Genomic DNA, 24,322 nt, shown 5'->3' on the forward strand with positions numbered 1-24,322 from the left:
CTCAACTTATCTTATAAAAAGCGTAACCGATTTTTCAATCAAACCATCAGCCCTATCATTTATGCTTGTGTTTTCAGCAACAAGCCTTTTACATCTTGCAACTTTTGCGCCAACTCTAAGGCCTCATCGCTGGGGATCTGGCGTATAATTTCACCGGTGTCAATGTCCATCACTTTAACAATCGCGGAGCCGGAATCTTCGTCAACCGAAAATGCGAGGCCTTTATTCATTAGTGTCACCACCTCAGACAACTGCTCAACCACTTCAGCCAATACTTCAGCCTCGGATTGCTCATCTTTAACCGCAACGGATTGTTCAGTTTTAGTTACCGTTTCAGTTAGCGCCTTGGCCTGCGCCACTTTGTCGGCTTCTGCCACATAAGTGCTTTTTTCAACCGCTAACAGTGCAGTAACACTTGTATCAGATGTAGCATCTAATCCGGTTTCAGGCCTATTGAGGGCAACTACAGGCCTATTTGTTGCAGAGGGGCTTACAGGTGAATGTGTAATACCCAGTAAATTATTATCCATAACATCCTCTCTAATCATTGTACTCCCTCTAACGTGTTTCACGTTGGGACTACTTGGTCAACAAAGCAACTATTACTCCTTCACAAGAGTTACCACCCTATATAGCGCTGTTAATCGCCCTAGATCTGTAATTTATATGCGTAAGTAACAAAAAGGAAGATCCAACAGTGTGAATCTTCCTTTTCCATTTGACGCTATTTTACTGATCCACTCAGTCAATTACTATCAAGCTGCTATTCACTATACTAGCTAAATTACAGTAGCGATAACGCCACTTGTGGTAACTGATTCGCTTGCGCAAGCATTGAAGACGACGCTTGTGACAGAATTTGCTGCTTACTGAGTTCAGCACTCTCTGAAGCAAAGTCCACATCTTGAATACGGCTACGCGCATCTGACACGTTATTTTGAATACTGCTCAAGTTGTTAATGGTAAAGTCCATTCTATTTTGCACGGCACCCAAATCAGCTCGATTTCCATCGATTTGAGCTATTGCAGCATCAATAACAGTAATAGCACTCTGAGCACCCGTTGATGTTCCAATATCTACATCAGCTATCTCTGAAAGCGCTGAACCGGTTATATTCACAGTCGCCCCAGTCGTAACATCGCCCGCTTGAGTATTGAACTTTTGAAGAGAGTCAAGTTCAACCTCACCGGCAACTTTAATTGAGTCAGTAGCAGCACCACCTGTAAGGGCAACTGCAGAACCATTATCTGCACCATCTGCACCTACCGCTGTTACGTTTACGGTCTTATCGGTTCCACTATTGGCAAAATCTAGGATGGTCATGTCTGCGCCAGTATCATCCACTAAAATTAACGCGCCAGCATCATCAATTGATGCCGTAACACCGGTATCTGATGTCAAATCATTAATGTTAGCAGCCAAGCTGCTCAAATCTGTCTTATCTGAAATCGTTGCCGCCACAGACTTACCGTTTAACGTAAAACTAATATCGCCAGGGTCTCCTAGAGTATCTATTTTCAGCGATGTCGTCGCGCTAGCTTCTACGCCTGTCGCATCAGACTCTGCATTAATGCTAGCTGCAATCGTTTTAGCTGAATCGCCGCCTGTAACGGTAATGTCTTTGGACACAGTACCATTAACCTTCAAAGTTGAACCAGTCACGCCGTTAGCTGCTGATACGTCAGCTGCTCCTGCTGCATAACCACGGCCTAAACCAACGGAGCTTCCCGATAGAGTTTGCGAGTGACTACCCAGTTTGTCTGCTGATACATCACTTAGCGATAGGCTAATCGTCTCATTTGCCTCAGAGCCCACTTGGAATTTCTGGGTACCATAACTGCCATCAAGCAACTTCTGACCACCAAATGAGGTAGTTTCAGCAATACGGGTTAATTCATCTTGCAACGAGCTAACTTCCTTTTGCATTGCGGCCCTATCCGATGAAGAGTTTGAGCCGTTAGCAGATTGCAAAGACAAGTCACGCATACGTTGTAAGATATTAGTTGACTCACTCATGGCGCCTTCAGCGGTTTGCGCAATAGAGATACCATCGTTAGCGTTACGCATCGCCACACCAATACCATTAATTTGGCTGGTCATACGGTTTGAAATTTGCAAGCCGGCAGCATCATCTTTGGCGCTGTTGATGCGTAGACCCGAAGCAAGGCGTTCCATAGAGGTTGCAGTGGCGCTTTGGGCTTTATTTAGGTTGCCCTGGGCTTTCATAGAAGTGACGTTAGTATTTACTGAAATAGCCATGATTTAATTCCTCGTATTCCTGACTGTAGACATTGCCTGTCTTTACTTAGCCAGGCGGATCATTTAATGGGTTACAATTAAGCTAACGGCAAGGTAATGAGGAACTTTAGTTTTTTTTTACCACAGCACAAAACTAAATCTATAGAAACGCAATAAACAGCTATTTTCAGTAAATTAACCTTATAAAGCAAAAAACCGCCACTAAATAGCGGCGGTTTTTAATATCGTATTAATTGACTCAACTTGTTATTGCAGTAGCGATAACGCCACTTGTGGTAGCTGGTTCGCTTGCGCAAGCATTGACGATGAGGCTTGAGACAGAATTTGCTGCTTACTAAGCTCTGCACTCTCTGAGGCAAAGTCAACATCTTGAATACGGCTACGCGCATCGGTCACATTGTTTTGTACGTTACTCAGGTTATTAATAGTGAAATCCATCCGATTCTGCACCGCACCCAGATCAGCTCGACTTCCATCAATTTGAGCTATTGCAGCATCAATAACATTAATAGCACTCTGAGCACCCGTTGATGTTCCAATATCTACATCAGCTATCTCTGAAAGCGCTGAACCGGTTATATTCACAGTCGCCCCAGTCGTAACATCGCCCGCTTGAGTATTGAACTTTTGAAGAGAGTCAAGTTCAACCTCACCGGCAACTTTAATTGAGTCAGTAGCAGCACCACCTGTAAGGGCAACTGCAGAACCATTATCTGCACCATCTGCACCTACCGCTGTTACGTTTACGGTCTTATCGGTTCCACTATTGGCAAAATCTAGGATGGTCATGTCTGCGCCAGTATCATCCACTAAAATTAACGCGCCAGCATCATCAATTGATGCCGTAACACCGGTATCTGATGTCAAATCATTAATGTTAGCAGCCAAGCTGCTCAAATCTGTCTTATCTGAAATCGTTGCCGCCACAGACTTACCGTTTAACGTAAAACTAATATCGCCAGGGTCTCCTAGAGTATCTATTTTCAGCGATGTCGTCGCGCTAGCTTCTACGCCTGTCGCATCAGACTCTGCATTAATGCTAGCTGCAATCGTTTTAGCTGAATCGCCGCCTGTAACGGTAATGTCTTTGGACACAGTACCATTAACCTTCAAAGTTGAACCAGTCACGCCGTTAGCTGCTGATACGTCAGCTGCTCCTGCTGCATAACCACGGCCTAAACCAACGGAGCTTCCCGATAGAGTTTGCGAGTGACTACCCAGTTTGTCTGCTGATACATCACTTAGCGATAGGCTAATCGTCTCATTTGCCTCAGAGCCCACTTGGAATTTCTGGGTACCATAAGAACCATCGAGCAAATTCTGGCCACCAAATGAGGTAGTTTCAGCAATACGGGTTAATTCATCTTGCAACGAGCTAACTTCCTTTTGCATTGCGGCTCTATCCGATGAAGAGTTTGAGCCGTTAGCAGACTGCAAAGACAAGTCACGCATACGTTGTAAGATATTAGTTGACTCACCCATGGCGCCTTCAGCAGTTTGGGCAATTGAGATACCGTCGTTGGCATTACGCATGGCGACACCGATACCGTTAATTTGACTGGTCATACGATTGGCGATTTGCAAACCGGCGGCATCATCTTTAGCACTGTTAATGCGTAGACCCGACGCTAGGCGCTCCATAGAGGTTGATGTTGCGCTTTGGGCTTTATTTAGGTTGCCCTGGGCTTTCATGGAGGTGACGTTGGTATTAACTGAAATAGCCATAATATTGAATCCTCTTCTTAGTTGAACGCCAAGACTCGGAGCTTGGCTAAACGGTTAATCATTAAACTGTTTAAGGTGTATGAACTTATCGATAGATACTGACTTAAGGCCAAGCAAAACTGACCAAGCATAAGAACCTATCTACATTATGTTTATATATAATCAAATAAACTGGTCGAGCTGATTTTACTGAACACACTCGATACTGCATTGAGCGCTAATTGTTGCTTTTCAAATTCGGTAATGGCCGAGGCAAGATCTAAATCTTCTAGTCTTGATAATGCCGAGGTGTTAATCAATTTTTCATCAGTATGATTGTCGCTATACTGTTGCAGCGCTTTAAGGCTGTTGCCCGTAACGCTGCGCTGCTGACTCATTTGATTGACGCCACTATCAATGTTATTCAATAGTTGTGCCAACTCTGATTGACCGGCAGGGGTTTGTGCCTTATCGCCAGCTTCAAATAATGCGATAGCCTTGCTGAAAGTGTCGAATATACTGACTTGTGGCTGTTGTTCGATAGTAAACGAGTCACCAATTTTAGGCTCACCATCTAATTTGACTTCAATACCGTTAACGCTCACCGGCACCGAAGCGTCAAAAGGGGCAACTGTAGTGACAATGCTTGCCGGAACCGCACTGTCGCTCACCTCTAAATTCATGGCGCCTGCACCGTCATCAACAAAGTTAAAACTGTAGGTGTCAGGCACATGAGTTGCTGTGTTAGTGATTTTGGCGCTGGACACCACAAAATCACCCTGCTGGGTTGACGAATAATTGACGCCGTAATCGCCCATGGCATTGGCGGCGTTCATAAATGCCGCATCACCAGCCACATTGGTATTAACTTGCACCCCTGCGGCAATATTGCTTTTACGAGTACCTGAGTCACCGCTGTACACCACTTGATCGTTATTATCAAAGGCAAAGGGGGCGCTATTGGTTTTATTGCCAGCGAAAATATAATTGCCTGATTCATCTTTGGTGTTGGCAATGGACATTAATTGCTCAAGACTTTGACGCATGTCATCGGCAATCACTTGCCGCTCGGCAGTCGTCATGCTGCCGTTGGCGCCGCGGAGCACTAACTCTTTCATGCTGCCAGCCAAGGTATCCGCTTGGCCTAACTGGCTTTCGGCTTGTTGAATATGACTGGTGGCGTAATCAATGTTTTTTACAAACTGGTCTACTAAAGCATTTTTTTGCTTTAAGTTATCAATACCAATGGCAGCGACAGGGTCATCGCCGGCGGTGTTAACCCTTTTGCCGCTGGAAATTTGCGCCATGATGGTGTTGGTGGCAGATTGTTTTTCTAAAATACTGGCAGTGTTTTGTTGAAACATTTGTCCGGTAGAAATTCTCATGATTTATCTCCTAGCGAACCGAGCTGAATAAAGTATCGAAAATGGTTTGGGCTGTTGTCATAATTCTGGCGGAGGCTTGATAAGATTGTTGGAAGCGCATTAAGTTTGCGGCTTCTTCATCAAGGTTGACACCTGACTCACTTTGAACACGGTTGCTAGCTTGTTGATATATGGCCGTGGCGGAGCTAACGCGCACTTCAGCAGATTTAGTTTGGCTGCCGATATCGAGTTTAGTATTTTCAAATACGCTGGTTAATGTGCCCGTGCCGTTATTCATTAGTTTGCTGTTTGATAAGCTCGCCATTGCTACCGCATTGCTGTTGTCGCCTTCGGCCAATGACAAATCAAACGTAAAGCTGTCGGCAGTAGCGGTACCATTACGGGTAATATCGAAATCCATACCAAAAGCGTTGATATTGTTATTTGTGATAGCGCCTGTGCCTAATGAGGCACCAGCGGCATTAAAAGCTTCATATGTGTTCGCGGCAGTATCAAGTTGGAAGGTAATAGATGATCCGATACCTTGAAAGCCACCAGCGGATGAATCCATGCTATTTAAGCTAATTGCCGTGTTACCTGAGTTAGCAGTGGCTGGTGTTAAGGTCGGCCCCGCTGCGGCAATACCTTTAGGGTCGGTCATCACCACTTTTAAGCCTGCAGCGCCACCGGCGGTAGGACGAATTTCAAACTTGTCGCCATCGGCAATTGGACCATTGGTAATATCAACATTAATACTAAAACCGGCATCGCTAGTTAATTGACCTGACGTTAACGTTAGTGCAGTTTGCTTACCGGTTTGGTTATCTTTTAGTTGATAGCCATCTGCGGTGGTAAAGCTCAACTCATAACTGCCACCCGATAATGCGCCAACATCATCAATATTGGCTGACATTAAAGCATCACCTGTATTGGTTGAAAACGCCCCTACTCGGCCTAATGCCATTAACGGATCGTTAATATCAGCAAAAATGTTACTGCCAACCTCACCATTTAAATCAATTCCTTTTGATTGCATGCCATTAAAGGTGTCTGCCACCCCAAGTGCTAATTGGCCAAGTTCAGTACTGGCGGGTATTAAGGTGTCGTCCCGAAAAGAAAATAATGCGCCTAATTGGCCGCCCAATTTAGACGGGTCGACATTAAGGGTTTTATCGCCAATGGAGGCATTAATGCGCGGCTCATTAGGATAAGGGTCGCCGGCACTCACGCCCATCGACATTGACACTTCACCCGACACCAACATCATTGAGCCGCCAAGCATAATGGACTTGGCACCTGTGTCTAACGGGATCACATTGACCTGGGCATATTCGCTCAGTTCTAGAATGAGAGCACCTTGCTTGTCTAGCACTTGGCTGTCTTGATCTTGAGATTTCATCAACTCTACATTGAGGCTACCTAGCTCTTTACCAATCTCATTAATACGAGTAGTAATGGCTTCAATTTGGCTATTGGTTTGTTTCACCTGGCCATCAAGTTGTGATTGCATTTGATTTAGGCCATTGGCCAACTGCTGCGCCGAACTAAGGCTGCTACTGCGAATACCAAGGTCGCTGGGTAAATCGGCGACACTATTAATGCTGGCAAAAAAGTTATTCAAATTTTCGGGCACCATTTGGCCCACTTGAGCATAAATTTGGTCTAGTTCGCTTAACTTACTGTAAGAGGTTTCAGCCGCGCTCATACTAGTTTGGCCAATCCGTAACTCACGTGCGGCAAATTCGTTATAAACACGTTTAACATCAGATACATACGTGCCGGTGCCATAAAAATTATTGCCCAAGCGTTGAGATTGTGATGACGCCTGAGTCGCGACTTGTCTGTTATAACCTTCTGTATTGGCATTAGCGATGTTATTACTGGTGACGCCTAATTGTGCTTGGGATGCTTGAATACCTGTGCGAGCGATATTAAGTAAGTCAATCGACATTATTGAGTCTCCACAGGTAATACAGATTTAAGGCCTTCTTTTACCGACTTCATCACATTGATGACTTTATCGGCATATTGAGGGTCGGTGGCGTAGCCGGCTTTTTGCAACGCTTTAATAAATTGAGTCGGCTCAGCGGCCACTTTGCGCGCATCTTGATAACGATCGCCTTGGCTAATAAACGACACAAAGTCATTAAAGCTCTGCTCAAGGTTGTCATACATTCTGAAATCCGCTTTTTGTTGCACCGCAATGCCCTTTTCAAATTCCAATGTATTGACTGAGGTTTTCTCACCTTGCCAACGTTTGTCTGCTTTGATGTTAAATAAGTTATGACTCATGGTGCCGTCGTTACGACGGACCACTTTTTGGCCCCAACCCGTTTCTAACGCGGATTGAGCAATTAATACTTCTGCAGAGGTTCCCAACGATTTAGCCGCTTTTTCAGCGTGGGGATATAACACTGAGATAAAATGCTCAGGGCTGGTAAATTGACTCACCATAATGCCTTTATCTTTTGGCACAGTAACATCTGCCTGCGGCAAACCTTTGCCTGCTTGCGCAGCTTGACTGGCTAATTGTTCACCGCGTAACACACTCGCTAATTGCTCACGGTCTAACACACTGGATAACGGTTTAGCCTCTAACGCATTAGAAAGCTGGGTCGACATAGGTCGCATAGATTCGGCGTTATCTATAACAGAATGGGCAATAACAGAATGGCCCATAATAGAATGCGATGCTGCTATTTGATCTTTTGGCGCAATGGCATCAAGGGTGTCGTTATCTAATGCCGTTGGCGGCGCTGCAAACATACTCGGATTAACTTTATAATCGCTATTGCCACGCAATACCGATGCTGGCGTAACGGCGCTATCTTCAGGGTCTAGTTGCTGCATCATCATCTCTGCGAGCCCTAGCATGCCTTTATTTGATAGGTCGACCGACATTTGCTCATCGCGCATTTTTTCAAAAAACGCGGTGGTTTCACTGTTCATTGGACTGTCTGACTTAAACGCGGCATTGGCATCTCGCATGCTTTTCATTAGCATTTGAATAAAAATACCTTCAAATTGCTTAGCCGCTTCTTTAAGTGCCCCCTTCTCGTCTTTCTGGGCCTGGACGCGAAGTGAATCTAGTCCTCCTAGATCCAAAAAGTTCGATGAAGCTGACAACTTATCCATAGTCATTCCGACAATTATTAGATGATGATGAGTTCACCATGCAAAGCGCCTGCCATTTTTAACGCTTCGAGTATGGCAAGGACATCAGATGGGGCTGCGCCCACTAAATTCACGGCTCTGACGAGTTCATCAAGTGTGGTGCCGGGGTTAAACATAAACATGCGACGATCTTTTTCTGACACATCAATCGTACTGTTAGCGGTAACAACCGTATCGCCGCCCGCTAATGCGTTAGGTTGTGACACTTGGGTGGCTTCGGCAATGGTGACGGTTAATCCGCCGTGGGTCACCGCGGCTGGTAATAACTTAACGTTTTGGCCAACCACTATGGTGCCAGTACGTGAGTTAACAATCACTTTGGCAGATTCTTCTGCCGGTATAACATCGATGTTTTCTAATACCGATAAAAATGACACTCGCTGTGATGCATCCCGTGGCGCACTCACTTGAATAGAGGTGGCATCAATGGCCTTGGCCATATCGGGGCCGAGTAAATTATTAATCGCATCTGCGGTGCGTTTAGCGGTAGAAAAATCAGCACGACGTAAATTGAAGGTAAGGTAATCACCGCTGGCAAAGGGACTGACGACACTGCGCTCGACAATGGCGCCACTGGGAATGCGGCCGACCGTTGGGGTATTTTGGATCACCAATGAGCCATCAAGCCCTTCAGCGCTAAAACCACTGACAATTAAGCTGCCCTGAGCAATGGCATAGACATTATCATCCACCCCTTTTAAGAAGGTTTGTAATAAGGTGCCGCCACGTAAACTTTTTGCTTGGCCTAAACTGGACACGGTAATGTCAAGTTTTTGACCCGGTTTAATAAAGGCTGGCATTTCTGCATGCACCGCAACGACGGCGATGTTTTTTGAGCTAGCACGAACCGAATCAGGTAAATTGATGCCGAAGTTTTTCAGCATGGTGCTAAACGTTTGTTCGGTATAACGGGTACTTTCCCCCGTACCAGGCAAACCGACCACCAGCCCATAACCGACTAATTGGTTACTTCGCACCCCTTGAATACTGGCGATGTCTTTAATCCGCTCTGCATGTGCCGGCGCGGTTAACATTAATATCGACGCTACTATCGATACCGTCGCAACAATCAGTTTAGTTTTCATCCATTACTCCTTAAAAAGGCCACCACTCACTCATAAAGAATGAACTCAGCCAACCGACTTTTTGGGCATCAGCAAACGTACCTGTGCCGCTATACTGAATGCGAGCGTTAGCCACTCGTGTCGAATCGATAGTATTATCTGGGTTAATGTCTTCGCTGCGGATCATCCCTGTGATGCGAATAAACTCATCACCGTTATTGATCGAAATCCATTTTTCGCCACGGATCACTAAGTTGCCGTTACTGAGCACCTGAATGACATTGGCTGAAATACTGCCATTTAAACTGTTTGATTGGTCAGCATCAGACTCGCGTTTGGTATTCATGCTGTCGCCGTAACCCAAATCAATTGGGACGCCGCTTATGGAAATATTTTTGCCGCCGGCATATATTGGTTCAACGCTTAAATCAGTGTCTTTTTTGATTTCGTTATTGGCACTTTTCGATGCTTGGGTTGATTCTTTTAAGGTCACCGTAATAATGTCACCGACGCGATGAGCACGAATATCGGAATACAAGCTTGATGCTTGGCTATCAAGATAAATAGATCCCGTTGCCGCCACTTGTGTCGGTATCGTATCTGGGTATACCGGCGCATAAAAGGGGTCATCTTCAATGGGTTTCTTGGGCGTAGAACTACAGCCAATTAATAACACCATTGACGCTAACGCAATGTATTTAATCATCTTAACGCCTTAGAGATTCTGATTAATATAAGACAGCATTTGATCAACCGCCGAGATCACTTTGGAGTTCATCTCGTAAATACGTTGTCCTTGAATAAGGTTGACCAATTCCTCAGTCACATTGACGTTAGAGGTTTCCAGTGCCCCTTGGCGAATAGAACCTAAACCGTCTTGGGATGCCGTACCTTGGATAGGCGTGCCACTGGCACCCGTTTCGGTATACAAGTTTTGTCCTAGGGGATCTAAACCTGACGGATTAATAAAATCGGTCATGGTTAACTGGCCAATCACCTGACTAGCTGCAGTACCTGGCGTTTGCACTGACACTTCACCCGATGCGGATACGGTAATACTGGAGGAATCATCGGGAATAGTGATCGGCGGCTGAACCACATAGCCTGAACCTGGGGTAACAATCTGACCGGTATCATCCAAGCTAAACTGACCATTACGGGTATAAGCAGCAGTACCATCTGGCATTTGCACTTCAAAAAAGCCTGAACCTTCAATCATTAAATCTAATGAGTTATCGGTGGTGAGCATGTTGCCTTGGGTAAACATTTTTTGGGTAGCAACAACCTTAGTACCGGCACCAATATTTAAGCCATTGGGTAACTTGCTGTTGTCTGAGCTAATGCCACCGGCTTGATTAACGGTTTGATAAAGTAGGTCTTCAAATACCGCTCGGCTTTTCTTAAATCCGACAGTACTGGCGTTAGCCACGTTATTAGAAATAACCGCAATGTTGGTTTGCTGGGCATCTACACCTGTTTTACTTATCCATAACGCTGGATGCATAATAATTACTCCTAACTAGATTCTCATCAAAGAAGCTGACGCCTTATCAATTTCTTCAGCGTTCTTCATCATTTTGACTTGCATTTCATATCGACGTTGAATATCGATCATGGCGACCATTTCTTGCACTGAATTGACATTACTGCCTTCAACTGCGCCACTGACAACTTCAACTCCGGGGTCCTTTGGCGCATCGCCACCGGTAATCAGGCGGAACAAACCATCTTCGCCGCGCATCATGTTCTCGTTACCAGGATTAACTAATTTAATCCTCGCCACTTCTTCGACCACTTCGGCCGTCGCCCCTTGGGGCCTAACTGAAATAATACCGTTGGCGGAAATTTCTACTTTTTCAATTGGGATAGGCAACACAATAGGACCGGAATTGCCCATCACAGGACGATTGCTGCTATTTAATAGCAAACCGGTACTGTCAAATTTCAAACTGCCTGCACGGGTGTAAGCTTCTGAACCGTCAGCCGCTTGTACGGCAACCCAGCCATCGCCTTTAACTGCGATATCAAGGTCGCGACCGGTGGTTTTAATGGGACCGCCGTTAAAGTTACTGCCGGGGCTTTCCATCATCGCAAATACTCGCGTAGGCAAGCCTTCACCAAAGGCCTGCATTGAACGGGCTTGGACCATGTCAGCTTTAAATCCATCAGTATTGGCGTTGGCAAGATTGTTAGCACTTACTGCTAAGGCGTTCATACCTTGCTTTGCGCCACTCATGGCAATATAAAGAAATTTGTCCATTTGTTGCTCCGTCAAACTTTCTGCAAAAACAATTTATATACACAGAATAAGCAAGCATCATGCCAATGAGTTTTAAGGCGTATTATGGAGATGTAATAGATTGAATCAGTTAGGAATTAACATTAACGAATAACTCATGAGTGTCAAAAAAGCATCAAACAACACCAGGGAATAATAACGAGGACTAATAATGAGGGCGAATAATGAAGGGGTAAAGGCAAGGTGTTGCCGTAAACGGCAACACCTATCATGACGCGTGGTTAACTTAGCGGATCTGTAATATGGTTTGGTTTAAGGTATTGTTCACTTCAAGGGTACGCGAGTTAGCTTGGAAGTTACGCTGAGCCGAGATTAAATCCACCAGCTCGGTGGTTAACTCAACGTTTGACTGTTCAAGCGCAGAAGATTTTATACTACCAAATGTACCACTATTGGCCTCTCCCGCTAATGCTGCACCTGAATCGATACTGGCTTTCCAAGACGTATTCCCCACCTGGGTGAGTCCTTGCTCATTGGCAAAACGCACCAAGGCTACTCGCGATAACGGCACCGTTGAGCCATTACTGTAGCTTGCGGTCACTAAACCATCAGCGCCAATACCTACGTTAGTCAATCGGCCAACGGTAATACCATCTTGGGTTAATTTAGTCACTTCAAACGGAGAAGCATACTGGGTTGGATTATCAAACTTTATATTAAGAGTTTGAGTACCATCGGCCCCAGGGCCTAAAGCATTTGCACCCGCAGTGCCTAATGGCTCCGTGGTAATCGGATCTGGGTTACTGCCTATATTAGCACCTACTGAGTTAAAGGTAAGCACTGCACCCGACCATGTTCCTCCTAATCCATCGGGATCAGCAGCTTCTGCCAATGCACTATTATCTTTGGTGCCATCATCATCAGTATCTGTTTCATAACTGCCAGCAACAGTCGTGTCAACAGGCTTTCCATCGACAGCATAAAAGGCCACCCAATTACTTTCGCCAGTATATGAACCCTGCTCAGGCTTAATAAAGTAACTGGTCATAATATGTGACTCACCTAGCGAATCATAAATCGTCACCGAGGTGGAATTATTAAAGGTGTCAGAATCTTTAGGATTAAACTTAGCGGGATCTAATGCATTCTCTCCCACATTAAGATTCATCTGTATTTCAACGTTTGACGATTTTACAGGGCTACCGGCTGTATCTGGGATCTCAATGGGTTTGGTGGTGGTTAAGCTCACCGACGTTGAATTACCATCTGCATCAACGGGAAAACCTTGTAAAAAGTTACCTGCTGAGTCAACCATGTAATTGCCTGAATCAACTTTAAATGCACCGGCACGGGTAAATGACTGATCTTTAGTCTCTAATTCTGACGAGGTAACAAAGAAACCCCCACCACTTATCGCCATATCTAGCGAGTTACTGGTGAATTGCAAGCTACCTTGATGAAACTGTTGCGCAACTTGAGAGGTGGTGGCACCGCCGCCCACTGCGGTTTTTCCGTTGGAAAAAATAGAATTAGCATACACGTCAGCAAACTCTGCTCGAGACTCTTTAAAGCCAATAGTATTCACGTTCGCGATGTTATTCGCGGTTGTATTTAAGTCTTTTTGCGCGGCAGCAATACCACTCAGTGCGATATTAAATGACATGTTTCACCTCTCACAATTAATTCATTTATGATGACAGCCAACTGTTTGTTGATGGCCGTATTATGTTTCAGATACTGCGAGTACGTCAGATAACTTAATTCCACCTACTCCACGCAAATTCAAAATAGCGCCTGTCGCCACAGTGCCCAATGACACACTGGTAACATGGGCATAAGTCGATACGGCTAAATCTTCCGACGTTCCATCCACTTTACCGCTAGCCTTAATGGCGTAATTACCGGCTTCTGCAGGTTGGCCATCTGAATCTAAACCATCCCACGTCACGTCAACATTGCCGCCTTTACTGCCATCAATATTAAAGCTCTTAATCAACTGACCCGACTCATCTTCAATTCTGACCGAAATAGATTCGATGCTTGATGGCGTACTGATCACCCCTTTAATTTCTGAGTTTTCAGTAGAAATAGCCCCGGTATCAGAAGGAATAAGCACTTTACGGCCCACTAAACCAGAAGCTTGCAATGCTTGGCTAGAACTCATCACAGTATTGAGGTTAAGAATTTCATCATTAAGATTTGAAATACCATCGACTGTGGAAAATGATGCCATTTGGGCAATCATTTGATCATTATCAACCGGTTTAAAGGGATCTTGCATCGACAACTGTTGACTGAGTAAAGCAAAGAAATCATCTTGCTTTAACATCTGATCTTTTGTTTCAGGTATCGCACTTTCTTCAGGTAAGCGAATTCCGTCAAGAAAAGGATTACCTGTGGTCGTGGTGGTCGTATTTGCCTGCACAGAATTTTTGGTTGTAGCACTTGTGTTTGAAGCACTACTGGACTGTTGCGGTAAAGACTGACTGTAAGAGTTAACGAGGCTCATTGTTACCTCCTTGAATAATCATACTATTTACCCATCCTTAACGTCTGTTGCAACATAGACTTAGTTGCATCAGCCACCTGAACGTTCATTTGATAAGAGCGTGATGCAGAAATCATATCGGCCATTTCTTCCATCACATTGACATTAGGTTTGTAAATAAAACCATCACCATCCGCCATTGGATGGTCTGGCGAGTATTCTTTTAATAATGGTTTGTTACTTTCGACAATGCCTTTAACGCTGACACCAGGCGAACTGTCTTGCTGGCTATTGGCTTTTAGCATTTCGGCCTCAAAAACAGGATGACGTGCACGATAGGTTTTATCGACACTGCTTGACACCGAATCAGCATTGGCAATATTACTGGCGGTAGTATTCAAACGCACTGACTGCGCTGACATACCCGAACCAGACACATTGAAAATATTAAATAAACTCATGATTAGTCACCTCTCAATGCTTTACGCATGCCATTAAATTTGCCCTCAAGAAAGCCTAATGACATTTGATATTCGAGCGAATTTTGCATAAATGCTGCTTGTTCTTTCTGGGTATCGACGGTATTACCATCGCCAGTATCGGCTTGATTTGGCATTCGATATTGAACATGTTGTTGACTTAACGCCGTTAAATCAAAATGTTTGTCTGTGGTTTGACTCATACTCAAGCCTTGTTGATGCGAGCTTGCCGATTTCATGGCGGAAGCAAAATTAACATCTTGAGCTTTATAATGAGGAGTATTGGCATTGGCGATATTACTTGAAATTACTTCTGCTCTTTGAGCTCGAATGCCCAAAGAATATTGGTGAACACCTAATGCATTATCGAAATTAATCGCCATAAAATTGCCTCCATCAGCTAACTGCTAGTAATAAAGCAAGGGTTATGCCAACAATTTAATTTTTAAACGAATAAAAGACAAAAACAAACATGCCGACGAATGCCGGCATGATAAATAGCTTAACTTGTTATTTTATCTATATTTTCTTTTGGTAATAAATACCAGGATTACAGCGAACCATATTAAACTCATCACTTAAGCCTGCTAGAGATTCTGACGCACCCAAGAATAAAATACCTTTAGGATTAAGTGCGGCAGCAAATTGCCGCAAAATTTTAGTCTTTGCCTCTGGCCCAAAATAAATCAATACATTACGGCAAAAAATAATATCGTACTTACCTAATAAGCTATAACTTTCAAGTAAATTATGTGCTCTAAAGTTAACTAAACGCTTAACATTATCTTTCACTGTCATGTTGCCCGACGGTAAAGCATCAAAAAACTGACGCTTACGCTCTTCAGACAAACCACGAGCCAGCGCTAAACCATCATATTCAGCATTCTTACAGCGCTCTAGCATTGATGGTGACAAGTCCGTTGCCTGAATCGTCGCGCCGCCCGGTAAAGCACCGGGTTTACGCTGTTGATATTCCAACACTGTCATCGACAAAGAGTAAGGTTCTTGCCCAGAAGAACATGCTGCTGACCATATTTTTAACGGTCTGCCAAGCTTACTGTATTCAGGCAGTAGAGTATTGTTCAGTAATTCAAACGGATAACGGTCTCGAAACCATAAGGTTTCATTGGTGGTCATTGCATCTATCACTTCAGCACGCAGCTGACGTTCTATCGGTTTCATCGACTTTTTAACCACCTCAGACAAAGAAGGTAAATTATGCTTCCCCATCAACGGCGCTAAACGACTGCGGACTAAATATTGTTTATTCTCACCTAACACAATACCGCTATGCTGCTCTAAAAACAGCCTAAATTGATTGTACTCTGCTTCAGCAAGTGATTTATCTGTCACATTAACTTCCTAATATGTGGCCAATGAGCTAAGCCTCTAATATTGTTCAATATTAGAGGCTTATAAACTCAAATGTTTGTTAACCGCTGAGGCTAATTCATCGGGGTTAAACTTAGCAATAAAATCGTTAGCACCTACTTTTTCTACCATTGCTTGGTTAAACACACCACTTAATGATGTGTGTAGAACTACTTTTATGTTCTTTAATTTTGGATCATCACGAATTTCAGCAGTTAAAGTATAACCGTCCATTTCTGGCATTTCGATATCTGAAATAATCAGCGGGATCTCAACTGAGACATCATCCATTTCAGCGGCAATATTTTTCAGCATGATCAACGCTTCTTTACCATCTTTAGCGGTATCGATTTGCAGATTTAACGACTCTAACGAACGAATAATTTGTTTGCGTGCCACCGTAGAATCATCAATAACCATAATATGATAATGCTGTTCTTTATCGATAGTTAACGTCTCGCTGACTTCTTTACTGATAGAGGTCTTAACAGGTGAAATTTCATCAAGAATTTTTTCAACATCCAAAATTTCAACCAGCTCACCTTCAATCTCAGTCACAGCCGTTAAATATGAAGAACGTCCTGAACCTTGGGGCGGCGGCAAAATAGATTCCCAATTCATATTGATGATACGCTCAACAGAACTGACCAAAAATCCTTGAACACTGCGGTTATATTCGGAAATGATAACAAAGCAATTTTCAGTTGATGTCAGTGGACGCCCACCGGTTGCAGCACTTAAATCGATAATAGAAATTGTTTCCCCACGAATATGCGCAACACCTTTAACATAGGGGTTTAACTTAGGTAGCCTTGTCAGTGGAGGACATTGTAATACCTCTTTTACTTTAAATACGTTAATACCAAAGCGTTGACGACCGTTCAGCTTAAACAGTAACAGCTCTAATCTGTTTTGTCCGACAAGCTGAGTGCGTTTATTTACTGATTCTAAAATGCTCGACATAACACAGCCTTGTAGTTAACTGTTACTCAAAAGGATAAAATTGTTGGTTAACATTATAGTGAACCTTGGTTTAATATAATACGCTTGCTAGCTATTTTAACCTCAACTCTGGATAAGAGAGGGGATAAATCGTTAAAAATGGGTTTATTTCAAGTCTGCAATATTAAACAGGCCATGTGCTTTGCTAATAAAGGTGCACTCACATGTTAACAATAGTGTTAGTTGCCGCGCCAATAGCGGGCCTATTGTGAGTCGATACAGGGTGAATAGCCGAACAAAGGGCCATTTGATAACCGTTACTGTCTCTAATTTACCCCCAATTTACCCCCAATTGAGGTTTTCATCAGACGAACGAGACACATTCTGGGCAAACCATCAGCAGCCTAGCAAATACTTATCAAATTATTGAATTAAAAGTGGGCATGCAACTTGCTTTAACTTTTACTAAGTTAACACTTACAGTGAACTGACACTTTTTTGACGAAAGGGAAATGTTATTATCATGCCCTCACCTCATTTTTAGCTTATTGCGTATGCAGAGATTACTCGCATATTTTTCGTTCTCCAAAGTATAGGTGCATTCTGGCAACACAAGCTAGGATCTTCATTATGAAAGTATTTTTTTTATGTTTTTTGTGCTCAATGACGCTTTCTTTGCCAGCATTTGCTAGCGAAGAAATACTAACACCTACTCTATCGACCATTTATACGTTAGCTAAAGAGGTAGTCGCAAAAAAAATTGATGCCGACGCCAATGCTAAGGTGCAAATTACCCCACAAAATCTTGAAGGTCGTCTTAGTCCACCGCGCTGCTATCCACCGATTAATGCCGAACTCGCCAGTGACAGAGACATTAGTCGAAATAACATGGTCAAACTAAGTTGTATCAGCCCAGACTATGACTATCCATGGCAAATGTATCTCTCTGTTCGAGTTGAAATACAATACCCTGTCGTGGTGGCTAACCAGCTACTGTCTCCAGACCAAATTATTGCTCCACATCACTTAAACATCATGTATGTTGACCAATATAGTTTAAGAGGCCACTTTTTTTCTGATACCCACACATTAATCGGTTCGCGAGTGAAACGTCGCGTGGCAAAAGACTCGCCGGTATTGAGTAATAACCTGTGTTTTGTGTGCAAAGGTGACTCGGTTTCCATCTACGCTAGAACCGCTAATGTTCAAATAAAAACCCTTGGTGAAGCACTGCGTGACGGCAATCTTGATGACGTCATCAGGGTAAAAAACAGTAACACGAGTAAACAATTTGATGCTGTGGTGGTTGGGGTTGGCGAAGTTGAAGTAAGAATGTAAACTAGGACTAAAGTTTTTTCCTACAGTGCCGATAATCTGTTTGAAGAACCTAATACATTACGCTGGAGCCTCCAATGGCAATTGACATTAAGCATAACACTGCGGCTAATACCCAAATGCGCACTGCACGTGACACGCAGTCTGCTAAGCAACCTAATACTGCTGTGGCTCAAAAATCCGCGGCACCGGTTAAAGCCGATTCCGTTAGCATCACCGCTCAAGCTCACCAGCTTCAGAGCGCGCAAGCAAAAATGGAAGCGACACCTGAAGTTGACCAAAAAAAGGTCGCAGAAATTAAGCTCGCTATCTCTGAAGGACGCTATAAAGTCGACCCAGAAAAGCTTGCTGCGAATATTGCCAGCTTTGAAGCAGAGCTAAGCAGTCTATCGTTTGACAAAGAGTAGCCGTTAAACGTTACTCTTTAATTTGTTTTAACGACACACACATAATAGGTGCTAACTTGCATCATAGATAAGTGTCAGTTAACAAAACCAATGAGTAATTTATGACAGAGCTAAATAAACAACCAAGCGAACAACCAAACGATGAGCTAAGTGCACTGTTAGATACCCAAAATCAGACCTTAGCACAGCTGAAACTGCTTATTGTTGAAGAAAAAGCCGCATTAACAAACCAAGATGCCGACAAACTACTGACGCTTTCCAAAGACAAAACCCAGTGCTTAATCAATATGAAAGCGACTGACGAAAAACTGGCTCAACACCCCCAGCACGCCCTGCTTACCACAGCTCCTGAACTGGTACAAAAAGTCGCCCAGGCCAAATCTATTCTCGCAGAATGCAAAGACATTAATAGCCAGAATGCCAGCTTAATTGAACACAATATCGCCAGCCTAAATCGATTTGCCCAAGCATTGCAAGCCAGCCGTAATGCATCAAGTTTAACCTACAATGACAAAGGCAAAACCTCCACCATTTCAACACTTGGTAATGATTTTACAGCCTAATAAAACCTAGAGAGCAACAGCCTAGAGCGCTGCGCTGCTAGGACGCTTCGCGGCTAGAGACTATAAAATCTGAGCAACAGCCTAGAGCGCTTCGCTGCTAGGACGCTTCGCGGCTAGAGGCTATAAAATCTGAGCGACAGCCTAGAGCACTACGCGGCTAGAGACTATAAAATCTGAGCCGCATCCGATAACAAGCGAATAAACGGAAAAAATAAAGCGGAAGGCATAGAGGCTATAAAATCTTAGCAGCGAAGCTGTTCTTAGCAGGACGTAGTCCGCCCTAGAACCTAGCAGGACGTAGTCCGCCCTAGAACCTAACAGGACGTAGTCCGCCCTAGAACCCAGCAGGACGTAGTCCGCCCTAGAACCTAGCAGGACGTAGTCCGCCCTAGAACCTAGCAGGACGTAGTCCGCCCTAGCAGCGAAGCGACCCTAGCAGGACGTAGTCCGCCCTAGAACCTAGCAGGACGTAGTCCGCTCTAGCAGCGAAGCGATACTAGCAGGACGTAGTCCGCCCTAGAACCTAGCAGATGAGTTACTGAGCTAGCATTGCTTGGCGTAAACTTTGTTGCGCAGACTCTTCACCTAACCAAATTTTAAGTAATACCTGACGAAAAGCCTCTCCAGCAATATCACCTTGAACTTGACCATTTTTAATGCTGCGCACGCCCTTGCCTTTTTGGGTCACAAAAGTAAATTGATCCCCTTCGACAACGTCGTAAGCAAATTGTTGAGTGAAATGTTCAATATCTTTGGCAATAAAATGGGTGTCATTGTCGGTAGCAGTCTCAAAACCTTTCGTAATGCCGTCACGCATTCTCTCTGAGGTGGCCATCGAAGAAGTAATTGTTAATTGGATTACAGCTATAGGCTGAGCGAGCACATCTTCAAGCGTATAAACTTTGGTAGGTAAGTACAAACTGCCTACATAAATATCCATAAAAAATTTACTGCGCACGCCCGCACCATTTAATATTAATGGTTGCTCTGCAACATTCATTTGCTCAGCAACATCAACATCGGCAATCATTCTTGCTTGCACCAACAACGGCAGCGTCAACACTAAACAGCCAATTAAAGCTAATAACTTCATCTAAACTCTCTAAAAAAACAGCAATATAAATAACCACTGTATAAACCATTACAACATAAACGACTGCAATATCAGTCATTCATCCCATTAATTTGCTAAATCATTAGCTTAAGTACGCTTAGATTAACGACTCATAAACTAACCACGAACGCCTAACTTATATTGGCCATTTTGTTGAAACATCAACGCTTGCTTGTGCTTTGGCGCCATTAAAATAGGACCATCATCAAAAAATAAAAAGCTCTTCCAATTACGCACAAACACACACCAGCGCGTTTCAATGATTTGGTACTTTTCATAGCAAAAATACACAACCGTATCATCAGGCCATTGAATATGTTTAGTAATAGCTTCAGGCATCGCAATATCATCAGAGTCCCACGCCGATTGCCAATGATCCGTTGCAGTCCAAGCATCTTGCTTTGCTGGCCAATCACCTTTCTCGAATAGTTCCGCACGACTGCTCTTATTGCTTATCCACTTATCCCACACTTCCATGGCACTTTTATCGGTCAATGGCTTAATCAAGGCCTTATCATCATCTGACACAGGCAAATCTTTATGGTTAAAAATCCACTTACGCTTATAAAGATCAAACGGAATATATGAATGTGACAAACAATTGCTCCTAGCAACTAAAAATGAAACGCAATTATAGCGCTAAAGCCGATCAGACTGCGATAGCAACAGACATAAATGATCTGCCAATAAATAAAAAAGTCATCAGAAATGCAATTGAAACATCATCGAAAAAAGTGCGCGAAGAAGTGCGCGAAGAAAGAATTCAAAAGAGCAGCCAAAGTAGCTTTTGGTATGACTTAGCCGAACGAGCAGAGCTCTGTTGCTAAACGTCACGGTACTGAACCTCAGACCGTGCTTTCAAAATAGTTATCGCCATTGACGATTTAAGACGCACCCTAGCAAGCTGGACCGTTATGGGTGGCGGCAACTTTTTAGTACTTTATCAAACAACCCCCCTGTGTCAGGAAAGTTGTTAGGTCATAGCTGACTGTCGCGAGACAGCGATTTAAACAAGAACCATCATCACAGCCAGTACCTATGCTCATTTAGACATTGAGCAAGTAAGAGCTGAATTAGGGATTACCACGGCACATTTATTAGGCACTTCAGCATGAGTCGAAAGTTGATGGGCTTGTAAGGGAGATAGAACAGCTCTCTGATGAGGAGAGAAGAGAGCTGTTTGGAATGCTTAGAATTAACGATAGAAGTTAGAAAAAAATTTCAGCTTCTTTCCAATGCTGTATGACACTTCAAGTATATAAGTTCAGGCTTATGTAGATTTAAATATCTGTATATCTAAGATCCAAGATCCAAGATCCAAGATACTAAGATATCACGATCGATGAGTTCACAATTTACACTCATAGCAAACTCTATGGCATTTTGAGTAAAATAATTGTTTGTAACTACCATTGAGTCCGTACAATTATAATAACCTTTAGCCGCACAAGCATCACTAATTGCTCTCCTAGAAATCTTCTGAGCATGTCTTTTTACTTGTATGGTATACCGTCTTCCGTTACGGCAAGCAATTATATCTGCTCCAAAATCACCGGAGCCTTTTGTAACTTCGACGCTTGTGTAATTTTTTTGACTTAAAAGCCATGCAACGTAATGTTCGAATTCTAGGCCATCCATACTGTCGATCTTTTCAAGCCTAATAGCTTTATTTATTTCTGTCGTATATCGATCTTTTTCTTGCTCCAAAAATATAGCGATATTGATAAGCCCAAGCACCATAGCCACTAAGACAAATGTTGGTGTGCTAGGTTGAGTTCCAATAAAAAAGTGAAGTCCAATGTATGAAACAAAAAGTTGAGCTATATAAGAAATCATTAAGTAGATACTCCATAATTTTGGACTAGAACAGGCTATGTACTCATAAGTATGTAGAACAAAAATAGAAGTGATCCTCTGATTTTTCAAGGTTACATTGAATGTCTGTTTGAGAGCCTGAGACGTTGACTACTCTCATGGTAATCCTCCCATTAACCTGTAAGGCCATAATCATGATTTTTATGGGAAAAACGGTATCAGCATCCCCACTGCTCGCTTGCTGGATCTGATCTTGAAGAGTCTAGGGTTGATAATTTCGTAAGGGAGATAGAACAGCTCTCTGAGGAAGAAAAGAGAGAGCTGTATGAAAGAGCTCAGAAAAATTATTAACTAGATTGACTACATTCGGTAAAGGTTTCTATGTTTTCTTGTAGATTTACAGAGAAGTCTTCATTGCTAAATTTTTGTTTTAGTAGATGTTTGGTGCTACTTAGAATAACAAGTTGGTTTAAGAAAAATAAACCGAAAAGTACCAAGCCTAGTCCAATTGTACATAAAAATATAAGGTCGCTTTTCATATCTGAGTGTAATAGACCGAAAATAGCAGTATAAATGCCTACAAAAGCAAGTAGTGAATATAAAGAGAATAGCTTTGTGGCTTCAAATAGCCTACTTTTCCAAGATACATACTTTTCTTTGAACACAAATGATTTTCCATCATTAGATATTTTTATGTATTGTCCTTGCTGGCTAAAGGAGTATAAGTATTTAAAAGCATTCGGGGTATTGATGAACCACTTTATCTCCAAAAGAGACAACTCTCGTTTAACTAGACAGCCCAAAGCTACACAGGCTGTTGAATAGTTAAGGGGTTCATTTATTTCTATGAGTTCCTTAATTTCCTTGAATATTTCATATTTTTTTAGTTTCCCAGTGCTCTTTTGTGCAAAGAGGTGGGATAAGGTCAAGGCAATTCCGAAAATTGCACCGACACCAGTAATCAGCTTTAAGATTATTTCAAATTCCATTTTATACTCCAAAGTGTTCGGTATTTACGGGGCGTAATTAAAGCAATCCTGATATTTTTTAAAAGAAGCCATGGCATTAGCAATAATCAGCGGGTTCTGAGTCTGATGAGACCAAAAGTACCCTGCGACACCGCTGAGTTGGTTAGAGTTTTTAAGGACATTTTCCAAAAGTATGACTGGGTAGCCCTGCTTCTTACGGCTTATGACGTGTATGCCCCCATGAATGTAAGAACTGAGCGACTTGTATGAATTATCTTTGAATTCAAGTAGCGGTTGAAGTGCGTTTTGTGGTGCTTTCCCTTCCATTGCCTTCATCATTTCACCGACCATAGGTATTGAATTAGCCGCTTGAGCAGACTCATTTGTAAGCTCTGAAAGTAACTTATCGACCATAATATCCGATGCTGCAAAAATCATCCAATGAGCCCTAACCAGAGCCTCATATTGAAGCCTTAATAGACCTAATGCTGATGTAAAGGCATTTGAGTGCATCAGAATTTTAATACTCAGAGCATGCTCCATAACAACTGCGCAGAGAATACGAGCGCCTTCCGTTCGTTTTGATTGTTGTGCTTCAGGATGAACTAGCAGCCCATTAACAAAATTTTCGAACTCAGCAGAGCGAGAGAGAAGCGGATCCATGCTTAACCTAATTATTCATAAACGATTCATTTAAGTTTACTAAATATTTACAGAGGGAGCTACGAGAACAGGTAGTCAATATCGATTAAAAACAACACCTACTCTCATTTCGATATTGAATATGAATAGACAAGAGCTAGGGATCAACATTGCGTATTTATTAGACACTTTTAAGCATGAATCGAAAGTTGATAGGCTTGTAAGGGAGATAGAACAGCTCTCTGAGGACGAGAAGAGAGCTGCTTGATAAATAAAACTAAACAGATAATAGAATTGCTATCTAAGGGAGCAAATTTTTAGGATCTAATAATTATAGATTTATTAGTCTCGACTTGATCTGACATTCAACTTGAAAAAGTGAGAGTTACCTGT

Annotated in this window: 25 protein-coding genes; 4 read left to right on the forward strand and 21 right to left on the reverse strand. The window is 43.0% G+C overall.

The features are described 5' to 3' along the window. Positions 1–59: 59 nt before the first annotated feature. The 16 genes from CXF80_RS07790 to CXF80_RS07865 form a co-directional block, all read right to left on the reverse strand. Positions 60–530: a flagellar protein FlaG gene (locus tag CXF80_RS07790; RefSeq protein ID WP_101032343.1), complete on the reverse strand. Its 471-nt coding sequence runs from the start codon at positions 528–530 to the stop codon at positions 60–62. 254 nt (positions 531–784) lie between these two features. Further along, positions 785–2,260 carry a flagellin gene (locus tag CXF80_RS07795; protein ID WP_101032344.1) on the reverse strand — a complete coding sequence of 492 codons (1,476 nt, stop codon included), beginning with the start codon at positions 2,258–2,260 and terminating at the stop codon, positions 785–787. Positions 2,261–2,506: 246 nt separating this feature from the next. Then, on the reverse strand, positions 2,507–3,985 hold the full coding sequence (locus CXF80_RS07800; protein ID WP_101032345.1) for a flagellin: 1,479 nt from the start codon (positions 3,983–3,985) through the stop codon (positions 2,507–2,509). Positions 3,986–4,137: 152 nt separating this feature from the next. Further along, entirely contained in the window at positions 4,138–5,349 is a 1,212-nt protein-coding gene (gene flgL, locus CXF80_RS07805; protein ID WP_101032346.1) for a flagellar hook-associated protein FlgL, read from the reverse strand. A 10-nt stretch (positions 5,350–5,359) separates the two neighbouring features. Next, positions 5,360–7,279: a flagellar hook-associated protein FlgK gene (gene flgK, locus CXF80_RS07810; protein ID WP_101032347.1), complete on the reverse strand. Its 1,920-nt coding sequence runs from the start codon at positions 7,277–7,279 to the stop codon at positions 5,360–5,362. Then, a complete protein-coding gene (flgJ, locus tag CXF80_RS07815) occupies positions 7,279–8,463 on the reverse strand; it encodes a flagellar assembly peptidoglycan hydrolase FlgJ (protein ID WP_198554744.1) in 1,185 nt (394 codons plus the stop codon). The genes flgK and flgJ overlap by 1 nt, the downstream gene beginning before the upstream one ends. Before the next feature lie 17 nt (positions 8,464–8,480). After that, positions 8,481–9,587, reverse strand: a complete 1,107-nt coding sequence (locus tag CXF80_RS07820) for a flagellar basal body P-ring protein FlgI (RefSeq protein WP_101032349.1) — start codon at positions 9,585–9,587, stop codon at positions 8,481–8,483. Positions 9,588–9,597: 10 nt separating this feature from the next. Further along, positions 9,598–10,272, reverse strand: a complete 675-nt coding sequence (gene flgH, locus CXF80_RS07825; protein WP_101032350.1) for a flagellar basal body L-ring protein FlgH — start codon at positions 10,270–10,272, stop codon at positions 9,598–9,600. Positions 10,273–10,281: 9 nt separating this feature from the next. Beyond that, entirely contained in the window at positions 10,282–11,070 is a 789-nt protein-coding gene (flgG, locus tag CXF80_RS07830) for a flagellar basal-body rod protein FlgG (RefSeq protein WP_101032351.1), read from the reverse strand. Positions 11,071–11,085: 15 nt separating this feature from the next. Beyond that, entirely contained in the window at positions 11,086–11,826 is a 741-nt protein-coding gene (gene flgF, locus CXF80_RS07835) for a flagellar basal-body rod protein FlgF (RefSeq protein ID WP_101032352.1), read from the reverse strand. A 265-nt stretch (positions 11,827–12,091) separates the two neighbouring features. Further along, the gene (flgE, locus tag CXF80_RS07840) at positions 12,092–13,468 is read right to left on the reverse strand and encodes a flagellar hook protein FlgE (protein ID WP_101032353.1); all 1,377 of its coding nucleotides are present in this window, start codon (positions 13,466–13,468) and stop codon (positions 12,092–12,094) included. 60 nt (positions 13,469–13,528) lie between these two features. Continuing rightward, positions 13,529–14,314, reverse strand: a complete 786-nt coding sequence (flgD, locus tag CXF80_RS07845) for a flagellar hook assembly protein FlgD (protein WP_101032354.1) — start codon at positions 14,312–14,314, stop codon at positions 13,529–13,531. A gap of 23 nt (positions 14,315–14,337) precedes the next feature. Beyond that, on the reverse strand, positions 14,338–14,754 hold the full coding sequence (gene flgC / locus CXF80_RS07850) for a flagellar basal body rod protein FlgC (RefSeq protein WP_101032355.1): 417 nt from the start codon (positions 14,752–14,754) through the stop codon (positions 14,338–14,340). Positions 14,755–14,756: 2 nt separating this feature from the next. Beyond that, the gene (flgB, locus tag CXF80_RS07855; RefSeq protein WP_101032356.1) at positions 14,757–15,155 is read right to left on the reverse strand and encodes a flagellar basal body rod protein FlgB; all 399 of its coding nucleotides are present in this window, start codon (positions 15,153–15,155) and stop codon (positions 14,757–14,759) included. Between the two features lie 136 nt (positions 15,156–15,291). Further along, on the reverse strand, positions 15,292–16,125 hold the full coding sequence (locus CXF80_RS07860) for a CheR family methyltransferase (protein ID WP_101032357.1): 834 nt from the start codon (positions 16,123–16,125) through the stop codon (positions 15,292–15,294). A 60-nt stretch (positions 16,126–16,185) separates the two neighbouring features. Then, positions 16,186–17,106 carry a chemotaxis protein CheV gene (locus CXF80_RS07865; RefSeq protein WP_101032358.1) on the reverse strand — a complete coding sequence of 307 codons (921 nt, stop codon included), beginning with the start codon at positions 17,104–17,106 and terminating at the stop codon, positions 16,186–16,188. A 609-nt stretch (positions 17,107–17,715) separates the two neighbouring features. Here CXF80_RS07865 and flgA point away from each other — a divergent pair. From flgA to CXF80_RS07880, 3 genes are all read left to right on the forward strand, one after another. Then, entirely contained in the window at positions 17,716–18,423 is a 708-nt protein-coding gene (gene flgA / locus CXF80_RS07870; RefSeq protein WP_101032359.1) for a flagellar basal body P-ring formation chaperone FlgA, read from the forward strand. A gap of 74 nt (positions 18,424–18,497) precedes the next feature. After that, positions 18,498–18,827: a flagellar biosynthesis anti-sigma factor FlgM gene (gene flgM, locus CXF80_RS07875; RefSeq protein ID WP_101032360.1), complete on the forward strand. Its 330-nt coding sequence runs from the start codon at positions 18,498–18,500 to the stop codon at positions 18,825–18,827. A 101-nt stretch (positions 18,828–18,928) separates the two neighbouring features. Further along, positions 18,929–19,390 carry a flagella synthesis protein FlgN gene (locus CXF80_RS07880; protein WP_101032361.1) on the forward strand — a complete coding sequence of 154 codons (462 nt, stop codon included), beginning with the start codon at positions 18,929–18,931 and terminating at the stop codon, positions 19,388–19,390. Positions 19,391–19,925: 535 nt separating this feature from the next. Here the strand turns inward: CXF80_RS07880 and CXF80_RS07885 are convergent. Together CXF80_RS07885 and CXF80_RS07890 are read right to left on the reverse strand one after the other, a co-directional pair. Beyond that, the gene (locus CXF80_RS07885) at positions 19,926–20,483 is read right to left on the reverse strand and encodes a chalcone isomerase family protein (RefSeq protein WP_101032362.1); all 558 of its coding nucleotides are present in this window, start codon (positions 20,481–20,483) and stop codon (positions 19,926–19,928) included. Positions 20,484–20,621: 138 nt separating this feature from the next. Further along, positions 20,622–21,101: a DUF2947 domain-containing protein gene (locus CXF80_RS07890; RefSeq protein WP_101032363.1), complete on the reverse strand. Its 480-nt coding sequence runs from the start codon at positions 21,099–21,101 to the stop codon at positions 20,622–20,624. Between the two features lie 23 nt (positions 21,102–21,124). Here CXF80_RS07890 and CXF80_RS07895 point away from each other — a divergent pair, with 23 nt between their 5' ends. Further along, positions 21,125–21,331 carry a hypothetical protein gene (locus tag CXF80_RS07895; RefSeq protein WP_101032364.1) on the forward strand — a complete coding sequence of 69 codons (207 nt, stop codon included), beginning with the start codon at positions 21,125–21,127 and terminating at the stop codon, positions 21,329–21,331. 469 nt (positions 21,332–21,800) lie between these two features. Here CXF80_RS07895 and CXF80_RS07900 read toward each other — a convergent pair whose 3' ends face one another. The 3 genes from CXF80_RS07900 to CXF80_RS07910 form a co-directional block, all read right to left on the reverse strand. After that, the gene (locus CXF80_RS07900) at positions 21,801–22,340 is read right to left on the reverse strand and encodes a restriction endonuclease (RefSeq protein WP_101032365.1); all 540 of its coding nucleotides are present in this window, start codon (positions 22,338–22,340) and stop codon (positions 21,801–21,803) included. Between the two features lie 326 nt (positions 22,341–22,666). Then, positions 22,667–23,308: a hypothetical protein gene (locus CXF80_RS07905; RefSeq protein WP_101032366.1), complete on the reverse strand. Its 642-nt coding sequence runs from the start codon at positions 23,306–23,308 to the stop codon at positions 22,667–22,669. Between the two features lie 24 nt (positions 23,309–23,332). Continuing rightward, positions 23,333–23,950, reverse strand: coding sequence for a DUF6988 family protein (locus CXF80_RS07910; protein WP_101032367.1), 618 nt, complete (start codon positions 23,948–23,950; stop codon positions 23,333–23,335). Between the last annotated feature and the right edge of the window lie 372 nt (positions 23,951–24,322).

Origin of the sequence: Shewanella sp. Actino-trap-3 (genome assembly GCF_002836275.1) — a bacterium.
Taxonomy (GTDB): domain Bacteria; phylum Pseudomonadota; class Gammaproteobacteria; order Enterobacterales; family Shewanellaceae; genus Shewanella; species Shewanella psychromarinicola.

Coding starts and splice junctions, on each gene's coding strand:
- CXF80_RS07895 (WP_101032364.1), top strand. CDS start 21,125: ATGAAACGCAATTATAGCGCTAAAGCCGATCAGACTGCGATAGCAACA.
- CXF80_RS07790 (WP_101032343.1), bottom strand. CDS start 530: ATGGATAATAATTTACTGGGTATTACACATTCACCTGTAAGCCCCTCT.
- CXF80_RS07885 (WP_101032362.1), bottom strand. CDS start 20,483: ATGAAGTTATTAGCTTTAATTGGCTGTTTAGTGTTGACGCTGCCGTTG.
- flgM (WP_101032360.1), top strand. CDS start 18,498: ATGGCAATTGACATTAAGCATAACACTGCGGCTAATACCCAAATGCGC.
- CXF80_RS07905 (WP_101032366.1), bottom strand. CDS start 23,308: ATGGAATTTGAAATAATCTTAAAGCTGATTACTGGTGTCGGTGCAATT.
- CXF80_RS07865 (WP_101032358.1), bottom strand. CDS start 17,106: ATGTCGAGCATTTTAGAATCAGTAAATAAACGCACTCAGCTTGTCGGA.
- CXF80_RS07900 (WP_101032365.1), bottom strand. CDS start 22,340: ATGATTTCTTATATAGCTCAACTTTTTGTTTCATACATTGGACTTCAC.
- flgG (WP_101032351.1), bottom strand. CDS start 11,070: ATGCATCCAGCGTTATGGATAAGTAAAACAGGTGTAGATGCCCAGCAA.
- CXF80_RS07910 (WP_101032367.1), bottom strand. CDS start 23,950: ATGGATCCGCTTCTCTCTCGCTCTGCTGAGTTCGAAAATTTTGTTAAT.
- flgE (WP_101032353.1), bottom strand. CDS start 13,468: ATGTCATTTAATATCGCACTGAGTGGTATTGCTGCCGCGCAAAAAGAC.
- flgC (WP_101032355.1), bottom strand. CDS start 14,754: ATGAGTTTATTTAATATTTTCAATGTGTCTGGTTCGGGTATGTCAGCG.
- flgH (WP_101032350.1), bottom strand. CDS start 10,272: ATGATTAAATACATTGCGTTAGCGTCAATGGTGTTATTAATTGGCTGT.
- flgL (WP_101032346.1), bottom strand. CDS start 5,349: ATGAGAATTTCTACCGGACAAATGTTTCAACAAAACACTGCCAGTATT.
- CXF80_RS07820 (WP_101032349.1), bottom strand. CDS start 9,587: ATGAAAACTAAACTGATTGTTGCGACGGTATCGATAGTAGCGTCGATA.
- flgK (WP_101032347.1), bottom strand. CDS start 7,279: ATGTCGATTGACTTACTTAATATCGCTCGCACAGGTATTCAAGCATCC.
- CXF80_RS07800 (WP_101032345.1), bottom strand. CDS start 3,985: ATGGCTATTTCAGTTAATACCAACGTCACCTCCATGAAAGCCCAGGGC.
- flgA (WP_101032359.1), top strand. CDS start 17,716: ATGAAAGTATTTTTTTTATGTTTTTTGTGCTCAATGACGCTTTCTTTG.
- flgD (WP_101032354.1), bottom strand. CDS start 14,314: ATGAGCCTCGTTAACTCTTACAGTCAGTCTTTACCGCAACAGTCCAGT.
- CXF80_RS07880 (WP_101032361.1), top strand. CDS start 18,929: ATGACAGAGCTAAATAAACAACCAAGCGAACAACCAAACGATGAGCTA.
- flgJ (WP_198554744.1), bottom strand. CDS start 8,463: ATGGATAAGTTGTCAGCTTCATCGAACTTTTTGGATCTAGGAGGACTA.
- flgF (WP_101032352.1), bottom strand. CDS start 11,826: ATGGACAAATTTCTTTATATTGCCATGAGTGGCGCAAAGCAAGGTATG.
- CXF80_RS07795 (WP_101032344.1), bottom strand. CDS start 2,260: ATGGCTATTTCAGTAAATACTAACGTCACTTCTATGAAAGCCCAGGGC.
- flgB (WP_101032356.1), bottom strand. CDS start 15,155: ATGGCGATTAATTTCGATAATGCATTAGGTGTTCACCAATATTCTTTG.